The sequence below is a fragment of the Variovorax paradoxus genome, from assembly GCF_040544635.1.
GTDB classification, from domain to species: domain Bacteria; phylum Pseudomonadota; class Gammaproteobacteria; order Burkholderiales; family Burkholderiaceae_C; genus Variovorax; species Variovorax paradoxus_R.
Genome location: NZ_JBEPKJ010000002.1, coordinates 86,719 through 103,137 on the forward strand (window position 1 = coordinate 86,719; position 16,419 = coordinate 103,137).

15 protein-coding genes are annotated in these 16,419 nt (G+C 67.8%); 13 read left to right on the plus strand and 2 right to left on the minus strand.

What is annotated here, in order from left to right; all coding sequences use genetic code 11:
* The first annotated feature begins 7 nt into the window (after positions 1-7).
* From ABIC94_RS04130 to ABIC94_RS04140, 3 genes are read left to right on the plus strand one after another with little or no spacing between them, the layout of a single operon-like run.
* Complete coding sequence (locus ABIC94_RS04130; RefSeq protein ID WP_354371518.1) at positions 8-361, plus strand: CidA/LrgA family protein; 354 nt, start codon at positions 8-10, stop codon at positions 359-361.
* Positions 358-1,089 carry an LrgB family protein gene (locus tag ABIC94_RS04135; protein WP_354371519.1) on the plus strand — a complete coding sequence of 244 codons (732 nt, stop codon included), beginning with the start codon at positions 358-360 and terminating at the stop codon, positions 1,087-1,089. The genes ABIC94_RS04130 and ABIC94_RS04135 overlap by 4 nt, the downstream gene beginning before the upstream one ends.
* Before the next feature lie 38 nt (positions 1,090-1,127).
* Entirely contained in the window at positions 1,128-1,604 is a 477-nt protein-coding gene (locus ABIC94_RS04140; RefSeq protein ID WP_354371521.1) for an OsmC family protein, read from the plus strand.
* A 19-nt stretch (positions 1,605-1,623) separates the two neighbouring features.
* On the opposite strand, the gene ABIC94_RS04145 is transcribed toward ABIC94_RS04140, so the two are convergent.
* Complete coding sequence (locus ABIC94_RS04145; protein WP_354371522.1) at positions 1,624-2,538, minus strand: LysR family transcriptional regulator; 915 nt, start codon at positions 2,536-2,538, stop codon at positions 1,624-1,626.
* Positions 2,539-2,720: 182 nt separating this feature from the next.
* On the opposite strand from ABIC94_RS04145, the gene ABIC94_RS04150 reads away from it, so the two are divergent.
* The 10 genes from ABIC94_RS04150 to ABIC94_RS04195 all read left to right on the plus strand — a co-directional run bounded on the left by ABIC94_RS04150 (position 2,721) and on the right by ABIC94_RS04195 (position 15,620).
* Positions 2,721-3,602, plus strand: coding sequence for an alpha/beta hydrolase (locus tag ABIC94_RS04150; RefSeq protein WP_354371524.1), 882 nt, complete (start codon positions 2,721-2,723; stop codon positions 3,600-3,602).
* A gap of 152 nt (positions 3,603-3,754) precedes the next feature.
* Positions 3,755-5,005 (plus strand): efflux RND transporter periplasmic adaptor subunit, encoded by a 1,251-nt coding sequence (locus ABIC94_RS04155; protein ID WP_354371526.1) that lies wholly within the window; start codon positions 3,755-3,757, stop codon positions 5,003-5,005.
* Between the two features lie 40 nt (positions 5,006-5,045).
* Positions 5,046-8,318, plus strand: coding sequence for an efflux RND transporter permease subunit (locus ABIC94_RS04160; protein ID WP_354371527.1), 3,273 nt, complete (start codon positions 5,046-5,048; stop codon positions 8,316-8,318).
* A gap of 30 nt (positions 8,319-8,348) precedes the next feature.
* Positions 8,349-9,839 (plus strand): efflux transporter outer membrane subunit, encoded by a 1,491-nt coding sequence (locus ABIC94_RS04165; protein WP_354371528.1) that lies wholly within the window; start codon positions 8,349-8,351, stop codon positions 9,837-9,839.
* Positions 9,840-9,919: 80 nt separating this feature from the next.
* Positions 9,920-11,359 (plus strand): cobyric acid synthase, encoded by a 1,440-nt coding sequence (locus ABIC94_RS04170; protein WP_354371529.1) that lies wholly within the window; start codon positions 9,920-9,922, stop codon positions 11,357-11,359.
* Positions 11,356-12,402, plus strand: a complete 1,047-nt coding sequence (cobT, locus tag ABIC94_RS04175; RefSeq protein ID WP_354371531.1) for a nicotinate-nucleotide--dimethylbenzimidazole phosphoribosyltransferase — start codon at positions 11,356-11,358, stop codon at positions 12,400-12,402. The genes ABIC94_RS04170 and cobT overlap by 4 nt, the downstream gene beginning before the upstream one ends.
* A 5-nt stretch (positions 12,403-12,407) precedes the next feature.
* The gene (locus ABIC94_RS04180; RefSeq protein ID WP_354371533.1) at positions 12,408-13,202 is read left to right on the plus strand and encodes an adenosylcobinamide-GDP ribazoletransferase; all 795 of its coding nucleotides are present in this window, start codon (positions 12,408-12,410) and stop codon (positions 13,200-13,202) included.
* A complete protein-coding gene (locus ABIC94_RS04185) occupies positions 13,199-13,750 on the plus strand; it encodes a histidine phosphatase family protein (protein ID WP_354371535.1) in 552 nt (183 codons plus the stop codon). Before ABIC94_RS04180 ends, ABIC94_RS04185 begins: the two co-directional genes overlap by 4 nt.
* Positions 13,751-13,792: 42 nt before the next feature.
* Entirely contained in the window at positions 13,793-14,677 is an 885-nt protein-coding gene (locus tag ABIC94_RS04190; RefSeq protein ID WP_354371536.1) for a helix-turn-helix domain-containing protein, read from the plus strand.
* Positions 14,678-14,723: 46 nt separating this feature from the next.
* Entirely contained in the window at positions 14,724-15,620 is an 897-nt protein-coding gene (locus ABIC94_RS04195) for an SDR family NAD(P)-dependent oxidoreductase (protein ID WP_354371537.1), read from the plus strand.
* Positions 15,621-15,644: 24 nt separating this feature from the next.
* On the opposite strand, the gene nth is transcribed toward ABIC94_RS04195, so the two are convergent.
* On the minus strand, positions 15,645-16,286 hold the full coding sequence (gene nth, locus ABIC94_RS04200) for an endonuclease III (RefSeq protein ID WP_354371538.1): 642 nt from the start codon (positions 16,284-16,286) through the stop codon (positions 15,645-15,647).
* Positions 16,287-16,419: the final 133 nt, after the last annotated feature.

Consider the following 16,419-nt stretch of genomic DNA (forward strand, 5'->3'; position numbering starts at 1 on the left):
TATCCCCATGCTCTACGCCATCACCACGCTCTTTCTTTGCCAACTGGCCGGCGAGTTGCTCGTGCAGTGGTTGGCCCTGCCGATTCCCGGTCCGCTGATCGGCATGCTGCTGCTGTTTGTCGGGCTCCTCGTGCGCGGCGGCGTGCCCGAGGCATTGAGCGAAACCTCCGGCCATCTGCTGCGCAACCTCATGCTGCTGTTCATTCCGGCGGTGACCGGCGTCATGCTGCATTTCGAGCGGGTAGGGCGCGAATGGCTGCCGTTCCTCGCGGCCGGCATCGTGGGCGCGGCCTTCACCATGACCGTGACCGCGCTCACGCTGCGCTGGATGATCCGCATCACCGGCAAGGAGGCGGAATGACCGCTCCTGCGAAGCTGTCCGAGATCTGGGTCTTTCTTGCGCAGTCGCCGCTGCTCTGGCTGTCGCTCACGCTGCTGGCTTACCTGGGCGCGCTGTGGCTGCACAAGCGCAGCGGCAGCAGGCCGCTGGTCAATCCGGTGCTGGTATCGGTGATCGTCATCGTGACGGTGCTGCTCGTCACGCGCACGCCCTACGACACGTATTTCGAAGGCGCCAAGTTCGTGCACTTTCTGATCGGGCCGGCCACCGTGGCGCTGGCTGTGCCGCTCTACGGCCAGTTCGGGCGGCTGCGGCGCCTGTGGTTGCCGATTGGCGTGGCGCTGCTGGTGGGCTCGGTGGCGGCCATCGTCTCGGCCATCGGCATCGCCTGGGTGCTCGGCGGCTCGCACGAACTGATGATGTCCCTCGCACCCAAGTCGGCCACCATGCCGATCGCGATGGGCGTGGCCGAGAAGATCGGCGGGTTGCCCTCGCTCGCCGCGGTGGCCGCCGCCGTTGCGGGCATTTCCGGCGCCATCATGGCCACGGGCCTGCTGAACCTGCTGCGCATCAAGGAACCCGCGGTTCGCGGCTTTGCGGTGGGCATGGCGGCGCACGGCATCGGCACCGCACGGGCCATCCAGGTGAATGAAACGGCGGGCGCTTTCTCCGCGTTGGCCCTGGGGCTGAACGGCATCGCAACGGCGCTTCTGGTGCCGTTGCTGATCAAGCTGCTCGGCGTTTTCTGACGCAGAATGACGCTCCCATAGACGTTGGAGCGCACGGCATGGCCCAGTACACGGCAGAAATCCTCTGGCAGCGAGGCGACCAGGACTTTCTCGGCAACACCTACAGCAGAAGGCATTCGATGCGCTTCGACGGCGGTGCGGAGGTACCGGGATCTTCGTCGCCGCACGTGGTGCCGCTGCCGTTTTCGGACGCGGCGGCGGTCGATCCGGAAGAGGCCTTCGTCGCTTCGCTGTCGAGCTGCCACATGCTGTGGTTTCTCACCATGGCGGTGAAGCGCAAGTTCAACGTCGACCGTTACTTCGACGCGGCTAGCGGCATCATGGAAAAGAACGCCGAAGGCAAGCTCGCGATGACGGTGGTCACCCTTCGGCCGGAGGTCAGGTTCTCCGGCGCCAACCTGCCCACGCGCGAGCAGATCGAGCACATGCACCACCGGGCGCATGAAGAATGCTTCATTGCCAACTCGGTGAAGACCGAGGTGCGCTGCGAGCCGGTGTTCGCTTCAGGCGAGTGAGAAGCAGGCGGCGAAGGAATCAGCGCCGCTGCAACCGCGGGTTCTTCGCAAACAGCTCGGCCGCCCAGTCCACGAACGCCCGCACCTTGGCGCTCAGGTGGCGGTTGGGCGGGTAGACCACGTGAATCGGCAGCGGCTCGCGTTGCCAGTCGGGCAGCACCTCGATCAGTTCGCCGCTTTCCAGGAGCGGCTCGGCCATGAAGGTGATGCACTGCGAAATGCCGAAGCCGCCGAGTACCGCCGCCATGTGGGCGTTGCTCTCGTTGACCGACACGCGGTACGGCCCGTTGAGTTCGATGGTCTCGTCGCCCTTCTTGAACTCGTGCGGGTAGACGCGCCGCGTGCTGCCCGAAAAGTAGCTCACCACGTGGTGGCGCTTCTCGATGTCGTTCGGGTGCTGCGGAACGCCGTAGCGCTTGACGTAGGCCGGCGACGCCACGGTCACGAAGTGCAGGGTGCCGATGCGCCGGGCCACGAGCGACTGGTCGCTCAGCTCGCCCGCGCGGATCACGCAGTCGACGTTGTCGGTGATGAGATCGACCGTGCGGTCGCTCACGCCCAGGTCGACCTGGATTTCGGGGTAGCGATCGCAGAAGCTGGCCAGCGCGGGCAGGATGACCAGCCGCGCCACCGAGGTCCCCACGTCGATGCGCAGCCGCCCCGTGGGGTTGGCTTGCGCGTTGGTCATGCCGGCTTCGATGTCGTCGAAGTCGTTCAAGAGGCGCGCCGCGCGTTCGTAGTAGGCCGCGCCGTCGGGCGTCACGGTTACGCGCCGCGTGGTGCGGTTGAGCAGCTTCACCCGAAGGCGCGATTCCAGCGCCTGGATCTGCTTGGTGACCGTCCCCTTGGGCAGGCCGAGCGAATCCGCGGCTCGGGTGAACGTGCCTGCTTCCACCACGCGGACAAAGATCCGCATTGCCTGGATTTGATCCATTGATGACTGTTCCTGGGAACCCGGCCATTGCCGGGGGGAGCGGATTCTCACACAAGGTGACAACCCTTATCGTTTCCCGGATTGTTCACCGTTTGGAAACAGAGTAGGGGCATGTTCCCTGTTTAACGCCGCACTGGTCGCCTTATATTTCGACTATCGCCAATCCTTCTGAGGTTGCCTCCATGTCACCCCGTCCATCGTCCCGCTCTGCCGAAGCCGCTGCTCTCGCCGCGGCGCAAGGCGTGGAAGCCGATCTTTCGATCGAGCTGCCCGGCCGCGAGCCGGTGGGCGCCCGGGTCTACGGGCAACGCCCGCGGGGCGAAACCGTGCCGCTGGTGCTGCATTTCCATGGCGGCACCTTCATTTGCGGCAACCTGGACAACGGGCGCAACGTGGCCCGGCTGCTGGCCGGCGCGGGTGCGGTGGTGGTGTCGGTGGCGTATCCGCTGGCGCCCGCGTCGCCGTTCCCCGAGCCCATCGAGGTGGGCTATGCCGCGCTCGAGTGGCTCTACAAGCAACGTGTGAAGCTCGGCGGCAAGGGCGCCCAGGTGTACCTGGCCGGCGAAGAAGCCGGCGGCAACCTGGCCGCCGGGGTGGCGCTGATCGCCCGCGACCGCGCACATCCGCCGGTGGCCGGCCAGATCCTGCTGTCGCCCATGCTCGACCCGTGCGCGGGTACCGCGTCGCTGCGCAAGGCGACCAACGACGCGGCCGAATGCCGCTGGGCCACGGGCTGGGAAAAGTACCTGAGCTGCCCCTCGAACGCGATGCATCCCTATGCGGTGCCGAGCGGATCGCTCCGGCTGTCGGCCCTGGCGCCCGCCCTGGTGCTGGTGGGGCAGGACGATGCCATGCGCGACGAGGCGTTGACCTTTGCCGGGCGCCTGCGCGCGGCCGGCATCGACGTGACGAGCGCCGTGTTGTCCGGTGCCGCGAACTGGCCCAAGGCGCTGTACGACCCCGAGCCCTCGGGCTGCAAGGCGTGCGAAGCCAGCGTGCAGCAGCATTTCCGCGAGTTTTTCAGTGCCACCACGCCGCCTCCGGTAGCACCCAAGCCCAGCTAGGCGGGCCGGTCGCGACAGCCTGGCTGACGACGCGACGCCGCCCCTCGGCCCCACCGGTAAATCCGGTCATTTTTCGAATTCCGCCTCCTGGTGCCAAAAGCGCCGGGGTGGCCTGTTGCATCCCAAAAAGTCATCGAGAAGGACGAACCATCATGTCGAACAATAAGCAAAACCTGTCTTCCGTCGCCCGCAAGGGCCTGTGGCCCGCAGTGACCGGCCTCACCGCGCTGCTGGCGGTGGCCGCTGCGGTGCTGGGCATGCAGAGCTTCAAGGCGGAGGCCACGGCACCCGCCGCGGCGCAACAGGGCACCCCGGTCTCGGTCGCGACCGTGGCTTCGAGCGAGATCAATGCCTGGGACGAGTTCTCGGGCCGGCTCGAAGCCGTCCAGCGCGTCGACGTGCGCTCCCGCGTGGCGGGCGCCGTGCTGGCGGTGCACTTCCGCGAAGGTGCGCTGGTGAAGCAGGGCGACTTGCTGATCACCATCGATCCCGCACCGTACGCCGCCGAAGCGGAACGCGCCGAAGCCCAGGTGGCATCGGCCCAGGCCCGCCAGGCGTTCAGCCGCAGCGAGCAGGAACGTGCCAAGCGGCTGTGGGACCAGCAGGCCATCGCCCAGCGCGAATATGACGAGCGTGTGAACGCCAGCCGCGAGGCCGACGCCAACCTGCGTGCCGCGCAAGCGTCGCTGCAGTCGGCACGCCTGAACCTGGGCTATACGCAGGTGCGTGCGCCCGTGTCGGGCCGCATCGGCAAGCTCGAGGTGACCGTGGGCAACCTGGTGGCCGCAGGCCCCGGCGCGCCGGTGCTGACCACGCTGGTGTCGGTGAGCCCGATTTACGCGAGCTTCGATGCCGATGAGCAAGTGATCACGCGGGCGCTGAAAGACCTGCCGAGCGGCTCCAGCGCACGCGGCCAGATCGAGAGCATTCCCGTGCAGATGGGCACCGCCGGCCTCGAGGGCACGCCCTTCACCGGCAAGCTGCAACTGATCGACAACCAGGTCGACGCCCGCAGCGGCACGGTGCGCGTGCGCGCCTCGTTCGACAACAAGGACGGCGCGCTCATTCCCGGCCAGTTCGCCCGCATCCGCATGGGCCAGGCACGCAACGACGCCGCGCTGCTGGTGAGCGAACGCGCCATCGGCACCGACCAGAACAAGAAGTTCGTGATGGTCGTGGGCGAAGACAACAAGGCCATGTACCGCGAAGTGACGCTCGGCGCATCGATCAACGGGCTGCGTGTCGTGAGCAAGGGCCTGAAGGCCGGCGAACGCGTGGTGGTCAACGGCTTGCAGCACATTCGCCCCGGCGCGCTGGTGGTGCCGCAGAGCGTGACGATGGACGCCAAGGCCGACACGAAGCAACAACAACCGGAACGCGTCGCGGAAGCCGCGAAGTCCTGAACTCGGAGGGGAGCGCGTTTGCGCTCGCCGGAGAACCAACATGAATCTCTCTAAATTCTTCATCGACCGGCCGATCTTTGCCGGCGTGCTGTCGCTATTGATACTGATAGCCGGCCTGATCGCGCTGCGCGGGTTGCCGATTTCGGAATACCCCGAAGTCGCGCCGCCCTCGGTGGTGGTGCGCGCGCAGTACCCGGGTGCCAACCCGAAGGTGATTGCCGAAACCGTTGCCACGCCGCTCGAAGAGCAGATCAACGGCGTCGAAGGCATGCTCTACATGGGCAGCCAGGCGACCACCGACGGCGTGATGACGCTGACGGTGACCTTCCGCCTCGGCACCGATCCCGACAAGGCCCAGCAGCTGGTGCAGAACCGCGTCTCGCAAGCCGAGCCGCGCCTGCCGGAGGAAGTGCGCCGCCTCGGCATTACGACCGTCAAGAGCGCGCCCGACCTGACGATGGTGGTTCACCTCGTTTCGCCGAACAACCGCTACGACATCAACTACCTGCGCAACTACGCGGTGCTGAACGTGAAGGACCCGCTCGCGCGTATCGAAGGCGTAGGCCAGGTGCAGATCTTCGGCGGCGGCGACTACTCGATGCGCGTCTGGCTCGACCCGCAGAAGGTCGCGCAGCGCGGCCTCTCGGCAAGCGACGTGGTGGCTGCCATCCGCGGCCAGAACGTGCAGGCCGCGGCCGGCGTGGTCGGCGCTTCGCCGGGCCTCTCGGGCGTGGACATGCAGCTCTCGATCAATGCGCAAGGGCGCCTGCAGAGTGAAGAAGAGTTCGGCGACATCATCGTGAAGAGCGGCACCGACGGCGCCGTGACCCGGCTGCGCGACATCGGCCGCCTCGAAATGGGTGCTGCCGACTACTCGCTGCGCTCGCTGCTGAACAACGACCCGGCCGTCGGCATGGGTGTGTTCCAGGCGCCGGGCTCCAACGCGCTCGACATCTCGTCCAACGTGCGCAAGACGATGGAAGAGCTCAACAAAAACATGCCGGAAGGCCTGGAATACCGCATCGCCTACGACCCGACGCAGTTCGTGCGCGCATCGATCGAATCGGTGATCCACACGCTGCTCGAAGCCATCCTGCTGGTGGTGCTGGTCGTGATCCTGTTCCTGCAGACCTGGCGCGCTTCCATCATTCCGCTCCTGGCCGTGCCGGTGTCGGTGATCGGCACCTTCGCGGTGCTGCACATCCTCGGTTTCTCGATCAATGCGCTGAGCCTGTTCGGGCTGGTGCTGGCCATCGGCATTGTGGTGGACGACGCCATCGTGGTGGTGGAGAACGTCGAGCGGAACATCGAGGCGGGACTGACGCCGCGCGAAGCGACCTACCGCGCAATGCGCGAAGTGTCCGGGCCCATCATCGCGATCGCGCTGGTGCTGGTGGCCGTGTTCGTGCCGCTGGCTTTCATCAGCGGTCTCACGGGCCAGTTCTACAAGCAGTTCGCAGTGACCATCGCGATCTCGACGGTGATCTCGGCGATCAACTCGCTCACGCTGTCGCCTGCGCTCGCCGCACTGCTGCTGCGCGGCCACGACCAACCGAAGGACGCGCTGACGCGCGGCATGGACAAGGTCTTCGGCTGGCTGTTCCGCGGCTTCAACAAGCTCTTCAGCCGCGGGTCGGAAGCCTACAGCGGCGGCGTCAAGAGCGTGATCTCGCGCAAGACGCTGATGCTGGTGATCTACCTCGCGCTGGTTGGCGTGACCTTCGGCCTCTTCAAGGCGGTGCCCAGCGGCTTCGTGCCGGCGCAGGACAAGCAATACCTGATCGGCTTTGCCCAGCTGCCCGACGGCGCCACGCTCGACCGCACCGACGAAGTGATCCAGCGCATGGGCGAGATCATGAAGAAGAACCCGAACGTGGAAGACGCCATCGCCTTCCCGGGCCTGTCGATCAACGGCTTCACCAACAGCTCGAACTCGGGCATCGTGTTTGCCACGCTCAAGCCCTTTGACCAGCGCAAGCGCGCCGACCAGAGCGGCGGTGCCGTGGCCGGGCAGCTCAACGGTGCCTTCGCCAGCATTCAGGACGCATTCATCGTGATGTTCCCGCCGCCGCCGGTGGCGGGCCTGGGCACCACGGGCGGCTTCAAGCTGCAGCTGGAAGACCGTGCATCGGTCGGCTACGACCAGATGGACGCGGCGGTGAAGGCCTTCATGGCCAAGGCGCAAGCCGCGCCTGAGCTCACGGGCATGTTCACGAGCTGGCAGGTCAACGTGCCGCAGTTGTATGCCGACATCGACCGCACCAAGGCGCGCCAGCTCGGCGTGCCGGTGACGGACATCTTCGACACCATGCAGATCTACCTCGGCAGCCTGTACGCGAACGACTTCAACAAGTTCGGCCGCACGTACAGCGTGCGTGTGCAGGCCGATGCGCCTTACCGCGCCCGCGCCGAAGACGTGGGCATGCTGAAGGTGCGCTCGACCACCGGCGAGATGGTGCCGCTGGCCGCGCTGATGAAGGTGAATTCGACCTTCGGGCCCGAACGCGCCATGCGCTACAACGGCTACCTTGCGGCCGACATCAACGGCGGCCCGGCCCCCGGCTATTCGTCGGGCCAGGCGCAGGACGCGATCACCAAGATTGCGGCCGAGACGCTGCCCAAGGGCGTGAGCTTCGAGTGGACCGAGCTGACGTACCAGGAAATCCTGGCCGGCAACTCCGCCTTCCTGGTGTTCCCGCTGGCCATCTTGCTGGTGTTCCTGGTGCTGGCCGCGCAGTACGAGAGCCTGACGCTGCCGATTGCCATCATCCTGATCGTGCCCATGGGCATCCTGGCTGCGATGACCGGGGTATGGATATCGGGAGGTGACAACAACGTCTTCACCCAGATCGGGCTGATCGTGCTGGTGGGGCTGAGTGCGAAGAACGCGATTCTGATCGTGGAGTTTGCACGCGAGCTCGAGTTTGCCGGACGCACGCCCATCCAGGCCGCGATCGAAGCCAGCCGGCTGCGTCTGCGCCCGATTCTCATGACCTCGCTGGCCTTCGTGATGGGTGTGCTGCCCCTCGTGCTGTCGACCGGCGCGGGCTCCGAGATGCGCAAGGCCATGGGCGTGGCGGTGTTCGCCGGGATGATCGGCGTGACGGCCTTTGGCCTGTTCCTCACGCCGGTGTTCTACGTGCTGCTGCGCCGCCTCACGGGCAACCGGCCGCTCAAGCTGCATGGCGAAGTGCCGCACGGCGAGGAGTTCGTCTCCGCGGGCCATCCGGCATCGCCGCATGGCGGCTCCGGTGGCGGCGGGCTGCACCCGGTGCCGGCCTCGCCGCGTCCTTCGCACGGGTCGCATGACTGATCGCGTGATCGATCAAGAAGAAAGTTCATCATGACATTCGCATTTCAACCTTTGGTCCGTACCGCCTTGCTGCCGCTGGTGGCAGCCCTGGCGCTGGCCGGCTGCGCGACCGTGCCCTCCGGTGTGCCGGAGATCCAGACCACCGCCCAGTTCAAGGAGCAGGGCGCCGCCCCGCCCGCGGGCTGGACGCGCGCCGTGCCTTCCGAAGCGCAGGCGCGCGGCGCCTGGTGGCTGGCGTTCAACGATCCGGTGCTCAATGCGCTGGTCGAGAAGGCCGACGTCAATAACAACAACATCCAGGCCGCCGCGGCCCGGCTTGCGGAAGCTCGCGCCTTGGCGCGCAGCGCCCAGGCCGACCGCCTGCCGCAGATCGGCCTGGGAGCCGGTGCCAACCGCGGCGCGGGCCTCGACAAGGCCACGGCCAGCACAAGGCCGGCCACCATGACCAACATCGGTGCCACGTTCTCGTACGAGGTCGACCTGTTCGGCCGGCTCTCGGGCGCAAGCAATGCGGCGAAGCTCGACGCGGCAAGCCGCGAAGGGCTGCTGCAAAGCACGCGCCTCGCGGTGCAGGCCGAGGTGGCCCAAACCTATCTGCAGCTGCGTGCACTCGACGCCGAGCGCGCCCTGGTGCGCGAGCAGGTCGAGGCCTACCGCGACACGCTGCGCCTGACGCAGCGCCGCCAGCAGGCCGGCGACATCGCCGAGCTCGACGTGGCGCGCGTGCAGACCGAGGTGTCGTCGACCGAATCGGACGCGCTCGCGCTCGACCGCCAGCGTGCACAGGTCGAGCATGCGCTCGCGGTGCTGGTGGGCGACTCGGCCTCGAGCTTCGGCTTGCGCACCGACGAATGGGCCACCGCGCTGCCGTCCGTTCCGCCCGGCGTGCCGGCCACGGTGCTGACGCGCCGCCCGGACGTCTCGGCCGCGCAGAACGCGGTGCTGGGGGCACAGGCCCGCGTGGGCGTGGCGCAGGCCGCGTGGTTCCCGGACATCTCGCTGACCGGCGCCGCCGGCTATGCATCACCGGAAATCGGTGACCTGTTCAAGTGGTCGGCCCGTTCGTGGGGCGTGGGTGCGCTGCTCTCGCTGCCGATCTTCGACGGCGGCCGCCGCGAAGCCGGCGTGCAGAGCGCCAATGCCCAGCTGGACGGCGCGCTGGCCAACTACCGCAACCAGGTGCTGGTGGCGTTCCAGGAAGTGGAGGACCAGCTCTCCGCCATTCGCATCCTGCAGGAGCAGTCGACCGTGCAGGCGCAGGCCGTCACTTCGGCTCAGCGCGCGACCAGCCTGTCGGACACGCGCTACCGCAACGGCTACATCAGCCAGCTCGACCTGCTCGACGCCCGCCGCAGCGAACTGCGCAACCGGCGCCAGGCGCTGCAGGTGAAGTCGGCGCAGTACCAGGCGGCCGTGGGACTGATCCGCGCCATTGGCGGTGGGTGGGAAGTGCCGGCTGCCACGGCGCAAGCCCAGCCTCAGCCCGGCGGTGCCGGCGCGGTGCAGACCGCGGCACGCTGAAACACCAAAGGGGCGCAAGCCCCTTTTTCTTTGCTGCTCCGGGTTTCGGAATGGCGCGCGGCGACAACGACAATAGCCGCATGACAACCCGATGCGTGATGGTTCTGGGCACGACCAGTGGCGCCGGCAAGAGCTGGCTGGTCACGGCGCTGTGCCGCTGGTATGCGCGGCAGGGCCTCAAGGTGGCGCCTTTCAAGGCGCAGAACATGAGCAACAACGCCCGTGTGGTGGATGGCGGCGAGATCGGCAGCGCGCAGTATTTCCAGGCGCTGGCGGCACGCGCGGTGCCCGACGTGCGCATGAACCCGCTGCTGCTCAAGCCCGAGCGCGACACCCACAGCCAGGTGGTGCTGATGGGGCAGGTGAGCGCCGAACTGACGGCCATGCCCTGGCGCGGGCGCAGCGAGCGCGTCTGGCCGCAAATCGCAGAGGCATTCGATTCGCTGCGTGCCGAGAACGACGTGGTGGTGATCGAGGGGGCGGGCTCGCCGGCCGAGATCAACCTGATGGCGAGCGACATCGTCAACCTGCGCGTGGCCCGCCATGCGGAAGCCCGCTGCCTGCTGGTGACAGACATCGACCGCGGCGGCGCCTTCGCGCATCTCTACGGCACCTGGGCATTGATGCCCGAGAGCGACCGCGCGTTGCTGCGCGGCTTTGTGCTCAACAAGTTTCGCGGCGATGCCTCGCTGCTGGCCCCGGCGCCGCAGCAGCTGCAGGCGCTGACCGGCATCGCCACCGTCGCGACGCTGCCGATGTGGTGGCAGCACGGCTTGCCGGAGGAAGACGGCGTGTTCGACGACCGAAGCCATGCGAGCGGCGCCGTGACCCGCACGGTGGCCGTTGTGGCGTACCCGCGCATCAGCAATCTCGACGAGTTCCAACCGCTCAAGAACGTGCCCGGCGTGCGCCTGGTCTGGGCGCGCACGCCGGCGGATGTGGCCGGCGCCGACTGGATCGTGCTGCCCGGCTCCAAGCACACCAGCGGCGACTTGGCATGGCTGCGCGCGCAGGGGCTGGACAGCGCCATTGCCGCGCACGCGGCCGCCGGCGGCGCCGTGCTGGGCGTCTGCGGCGGCTTGCAGATGCTGGGCGAGGCGCTGGTCGATCCGCACGGCATCGACGGCAATGCGCCCGGCCTCGGGCTGCTGCCGCTGGTGACCGTGTTCGAGCGCGAAAAAACCGTGCGCCATCGGGCTGCCGTTTTCGGTGAACTGGGCGGCGCATGGGCTTCGCTTTCGAACGTGCCGGTGACCGGCTACGAAATTCATCACGGCCACACCGCGATACATCCGCAGATGGCGCAGGACGGCCAGGCCGTGATGCCCGAGGGGCTGGCCTGGCAGAACGCGCGCGGCAACGTGCTGGGCCTCTACCTGCACGGCTTGTTCGAAGACGCGGCCGCATTGCATGCGCTCTTCGGCGCCGCGGCCCCCACGCTCGACGCCACCTTCGATGGCCTGGCCGATTTCATTGACATCCACTTCGAGGCCGGCGTACTGCAAGGCCTGATCGCATGACCGACAACGACACCATTCCCTCCATCTCCGACATTCACGACGACGCGCTTGCGGCACGCCTGCAAAGCGCGCTGGACAACAAGACCAAGCCGCTCGGCGCGCTCGGCCGCCTCGAAAGCCTGGCCCTGCGTATCGGCCTGATACTGGGCAGCGAAACGCCCGTGCTCGAAGCACCGCAGATGCTGGTGTGCGCGGGCGACCACGGCTTGGCGGCGCGCGGTGTTTCGGCGTTTCCGAGCGATGTGACTTGGCAGATGGTCGAGAACTTCCTCGCGGGCGGGGCGGCCGTGAGCGTGCTGGCGCGCCAGCACGGCTTGGCGCTCACGGTGGTCGACTGCGGCGTGCGGCGCGACTTCCAGGTGCGCCCGGGGCTGGTGTCGCGCCGCATCGCCGCCGGCACCGCCGATGCCTCGGCCGGCCCCGCCATGACGGCGGAACAATGCGCACAAGCCATCGCCAATGGCCGCGAGGTGGTGCGTGCGCTGCCCGGCAACGCCTTGCTGCTCGGCGAGATGGGCATCGGCAACAGCTCGGCAGCGGCACTGCTGCTTGCACGGCTCGCGGGGCTGGACATCGACGGCTGCACCGGCTCCGGTACCGGCCTCGACGCCGCGGGGCTGGCGCGCAAGCGAGAGGTGCTGCGCGAAGTGCTGGCGCTGCATGCATCGGCGGCGGCGCCGCTCGACGCACTGGCTGCTTTCGGCGGCTTCGAGATTGCGACCCTGGTCGGCGCGGTGCTGCAGGCGGCCGAGGAGCGGCGCGTGATCGTGGTCGACGGCTTCATCGCGAGTGCCGCGGTGCTGGTCGCACAGGCGCTGCAGCCGCATGTGGTGCAGCGCTGCGTGGCTGCGCACAGCTCGGCGGAACCCGGGCATGCGCTGTTGTTGAAGCACCTCGGGCTGGAGCCCTTGCTGAATCTGGATTTGCGCCTTGGCGAAGGCTCGGGCGGCGCGCTGGCCTGGCCGCTGCTCGAATCGGCCTGCCGCATCCTGCGCGAGATGGCCAGCTTCGAGGCGGCGGGCGTATCGCGCAAGGACAGCTGAACCTGATGAACGGTGTTCGCCACTACCTGCTGGCCCTGCAGTTCTTCACGCGCGTGCCGGTGACCGGCCGGCTCGCCGAATGGGTCGGATTCAGTCCGCAGATGCTGCGCGCGAGCGCGGCGCATTTTCCGGGTGTCGGCTGGCTCGTTGGCGGCGTGGGAGCGGCTGTTTTCGTTGTGGCACTGCAGGGCCTGCCGGGCGCCGCCGGTGCACTGGCGGCGGCGCTGCTGAGCATCGTCGCGACCGTGCTGCTTACCGGCGCCTTTCATGAAGACGGGCTCGCCGACGTGGCCGACGGGCTGGGCGGAGCGTCCGACCGAAACCGCGTGCTGGAGATCATGAAGGACTCGCGCATCGGTGCCTTCGGCGCCATCGCGCTGGTGCTGGCGCTCGGCCTCAAGGCTGCGCTGCTCGCGTCGATGGCGGGGCAGGGCTTGCAAGCGGTGGCAGGCACCATCGTCGGTGCGCATGTGCTTTCGCGGTTGGCGCCGCTGTTCCTGATTCGCTGGCTGCCCTACGTGGGCGATGCCGGTGCGAGCAAGGCCAAGCCGTTGGCCGATGCGATCGGCGGCGGTGCCTTGCTGGTCGGCGTGCTCTGGTCGGTTCCCGCCCTCGGGCTGGTGCTGGTGACGCAGGGCCCCGGAAGAACGATCGCCATGGCGGTGGCATGCGCTCTTGCGGCGCTGGTCATGGCGCGCATGTTCCGGCGTCGGCTGCAGGGCTTCACCGGCGACGGGCTCGGCGCGACGCAGCAGGTGTGCGAGCTTGCGATCTATCTCGCGTTGGCGTGGCAGGCATGAAGCTGTGGCTCGTGCGCCATGCGCAGACCAACGCCGCGCCGGGGCTCTGCTATGGCGCGACGGATGTGGGCGTGCCGGCCGAGGCGACGCTGGCGGTAGCGAACGCGGTGGTGGCCCGCCTGCCGGCCGGCGTCGCGCTGGCCCACTCGCCCCTGCGGCGTTGTGCCGAGCTGGCACTGGCCATCGGCACGCTACGCCCGGACCTCGTGGTGCGGGCCGATGCGCGCCTGGCCGAGATGGATTTCGGCGCCTGGGAAGGCCGGCCTTGGTCGTCCATCGCGCGTGCCGACTTCGACGCGTGGACCTGCAATTTCGCCGAAGGCCTGCCAGGCGGCCACGGCGAAAGCACAGCCTGTTTCATGCAACGTACGGGCGCTGCTTTCGACGAGTGGCGCGCGTCGGGGCAAGACGCGGTGTGGGTCACGCATGCGGGCGTGATGCGCGCGGTGGAGTTGCTGCACCGCGGTGTGCGGCGCATCGACGACGCCACGCAATGGCCGTCGGAGCCCATTGACTACGGGGCGTGCCAGCTGATCGAATGCGGCTGATGGAAAGCGACAAGACAGCTTGCCGCTGCCGTCACTGCCGCGATGCCGAAACCGCTCACGACCGAACGCCTGTACCTACGCCTCCACGACGACCCATTGCACGGGCCGGAGGCCGATATGCCCGCGGGCACGCTGCACGCCTTTCCCGTGCCTGCGCCGCTGCGCGCGCAGGTTGCGCACATTCTTCTCTACAGGGAAAGCTTTCCCGAAGGCCATGAGATCCTGGAGCGCGTGCTGCCCGATGGGGCAGTGCGGCTGGTCTTCAACCTGGGCGATGCACCGTCGGCGGGTGAAAGTGCCGGGCAACCTGTAGAGGCCTTGGGCGCTTCCGCAGCCCCGGTCCTGGTGCGCCTGCGCCGAAAGATGGAAGGGCTGTCGGTCACCCTGCGCCCCGGCGCGGCCGCGGCCCTGCTGGGAATGCCGGCCGGCGAGATTGCGGGCACCGCCGTGCATCTGGACGAGCTGTGGCACGGCCGCGGTGCCGAACTGCTGGAGCGGATGGCCACGCAGCCGGACGATGCCTCGCGGATGTCGGTGCTGTGCGCCGCACTGCAGCAACGCCTGGCCGATGGCGATGCCATCGTTCATCCAGCGGCGATGCGCGCGGCGCAGCTCATCGCGGTGTCGGGCGGGCGGCGTCCGTTGCGCGAGGTGGCGGCTGCGGTCGGACTCGGCGAGCGGCGATTGCAGCAGGTCTTTCAGCAGCAGGTGGGGTTGTCGCCCCGGGCCTGGAGCCGGCTCGCGCGGCTGCATGCCTGCTTGCGCGCCTTGCGGCTGCAGCGCGCGCCCGCCTGGGCGAGCCTGGCGTTGGACGGGGGTTTCTATGACCAATCGCACCTGGTCAACGAGTTCCAGGCGCTTTGCGGCCTCACGCCAACGGAGTTTCTGGGCCGCGCGATTTCGGGTTCTTCCAAGACGGCGGGCTGAAGCGGCCTTACTGTCGCTTCGAACTCGGAACGAAAGGAAAAAACCAATGCATGCCGAAAACAATGACCAGCCGTTGAAAGGCCGCGTGGCCGTGGTCACCGGCGCCAGCCGCGGCGCCGGCCGAGGCATCGCGACAGAACTGGGCGCCGCGGGCGCCACCGTGTATGTCACCGGGCGAAGCACGCGGGCGCAACCGGCCGACACCTACGGCCAGTTGCTCGCGCTCTCGGAACTCGAAGCTCTGCCCGGCAGCATCGACGAGACAGCCGACGAAGTCACCCGCATGGGCGGACGCGGCATTGCGGTGCGCTGCGATCACACACAAGAAGACGAGGTGATGCGGCTCTTCGCGCAGGTGCGGGGCGAGCAGGGCCGGCTGGACCTTCTCGTGAACAACGCCTGGGGCGGCCACGAGACTTTCACTGGCGTGTTCGAGGCGCCGTTCTGGGAGCATCCGCTCTCCAACTGGGATTCGATGTTCGACCGCGGTGTGCGCAACCACCTGCTGGCCGGCCGATGCGCGGCGCCGCTCATGGTGGCGCAGAAGAGCGGGCTGATCGTGGCCACCACCTTCTGGGACCGCGGCAACTACCTGCGCGGAAACCTGTTCTATGACCTGGCCAAATCCGCCATGACCCGGCTGGCTTTCGGCATGGCGCAAGAGCTGCGCCCGCATGGCGTTGCTTCGCTTGCCGTATCGCCGGGCTGGATGCGGACCGAGTTCGTGCTGGCCGGCCACAAGACCGACGAGGCGCATTGGCACGAGCGACCGGCGCTGGCGCGAACCGAGTCGCCGCGCTATCTCGGCCGGGCGGTTGCCGCGCTGGCCGGCGATTCGCGGGTGATGGAGAAAAGCGGCGGCACGCACCGCGTGGCCGATCTGGCCCGCGAATACGGTTTTACCGACATCGATGGCCGGCAGGTCGAAGCGTTCGAGATGTAGGCGACGAAAGGCGCCGGCCCGGCTTCACTTGGGAGCCGGCGTCTTGGGCTTGTAGTCGCACAGCTGGTGCACGGCGCATTCCCAGCAGCGCGGCTTGCGCGCCACGCAGATGTAGCGCCCGTGCAGGATCAGCCAGTGGTGCGCATGCAGCCGGAATTCGAACGGAACACGTTTCTCCAGCTTGAGCTCCACTTCGAGCGGTGTTTTCCCCGGCGCAAGCCCGGTGCGGTTGCCGACGCGAAAGATGTGCGTATCGACCGCGATCGTCGCTTCGCCGAACGCCACGTTGAGCACCACGTTGGCGGTCTTGCGGCCGACACCCGGCAGCGCCTCGAGTTCGGCGCGCGTGCGCGGCACTTCGCCGCCGTGCAGCTCCACCAGCATGCGGCAGGTCTCGATCAGGTGCTTGGCCTTGCTGCGGTAGAGCCCGATGGTCTTGATGTATTCCTCCAGCCCCTCCACGCCCAACCGGAGGATCGCCTGCGGCGTGTTCGCCACCGGAAAAAGCTTGCGCGTGGCCTTGTTCACGCCCACGTCGGTGGCCTGCGCCGAGAGCAGCACGGCGGCCAGCAGCTCGAACGGCGTGGCGTATTCGAGCTCGGTTTCAGGGGTGGGGTTGGCCGCCTGCAGGGTGGCGAAGAAGAGGGGAATGTTGTCTTTTTTCATGGGGTCTGGAAACGCGGCGCTCACCTGCCATGCAAGGCAGGGCGGCGATAGACGCAATATATCGTTGAAAGGCGATGGCCTTACGCAGCTTTATTGCCCGCGGCTTTCGCCACAATAGCGCCACAGAAAGTGA

Excerpts from the sequence above, each read along its gene's own strand:
- ABIC94_RS04130 (WP_354371518.1), top strand. The coding sequence starts at position 8 with ATGCTCTACGCCATCACCACGCTCTTTCTTTGCCAACTGGCCGGCGAG.
- ABIC94_RS04135 (WP_354371519.1), top strand. The coding sequence starts at position 358 with ATGACCGCTCCTGCGAAGCTGTCCGAGATCTGGGTCTTTCTTGCGCAG.
- ABIC94_RS04140 (WP_354371521.1), top strand. The coding sequence starts at position 1,128 with ATGGCCCAGTACACGGCAGAAATCCTCTGGCAGCGAGGCGACCAGGAC.
- ABIC94_RS04145 (WP_354371522.1), bottom strand. The coding sequence starts at position 2,538 with ATGGATCAAATCCAGGCAATGCGGATCTTTGTCCGCGTGGTGGAAGCA.
- ABIC94_RS04150 (WP_354371524.1), top strand. The coding sequence starts at position 2,721 with ATGTCACCCCGTCCATCGTCCCGCTCTGCCGAAGCCGCTGCTCTCGCC.
- ABIC94_RS04155 (WP_354371526.1), top strand. The coding sequence starts at position 3,755 with ATGTCGAACAATAAGCAAAACCTGTCTTCCGTCGCCCGCAAGGGCCTG.
- ABIC94_RS04160 (WP_354371527.1), top strand. The coding sequence starts at position 5,046 with ATGAATCTCTCTAAATTCTTCATCGACCGGCCGATCTTTGCCGGCGTG.
- ABIC94_RS04165 (WP_354371528.1), top strand. The coding sequence starts at position 8,349 with ATGACATTCGCATTTCAACCTTTGGTCCGTACCGCCTTGCTGCCGCTG.
- ABIC94_RS04170 (WP_354371529.1), top strand. The coding sequence starts at position 9,920 with ATGACAACCCGATGCGTGATGGTTCTGGGCACGACCAGTGGCGCCGGC.
- cobT (WP_354371531.1), top strand. The coding sequence starts at position 11,356 with ATGACCGACAACGACACCATTCCCTCCATCTCCGACATTCACGACGAC.
- ABIC94_RS04180 (WP_354371533.1), top strand. The coding sequence starts at position 12,408 with ATGAACGGTGTTCGCCACTACCTGCTGGCCCTGCAGTTCTTCACGCGC.
- ABIC94_RS04185 (WP_354371535.1), top strand. The coding sequence starts at position 13,199 with ATGAAGCTGTGGCTCGTGCGCCATGCGCAGACCAACGCCGCGCCGGGG.
- ABIC94_RS04190 (WP_354371536.1), top strand. The coding sequence starts at position 13,793 with ATGCCGAAACCGCTCACGACCGAACGCCTGTACCTACGCCTCCACGAC.
- ABIC94_RS04195 (WP_354371537.1), top strand. The coding sequence starts at position 14,724 with ATGCATGCCGAAAACAATGACCAGCCGTTGAAAGGCCGCGTGGCCGTG.
- nth (WP_354371538.1), bottom strand. The coding sequence starts at position 16,286 with ATGAAAAAAGACAACATTCCCCTCTTCTTCGCCACCCTGCAGGCGGCC.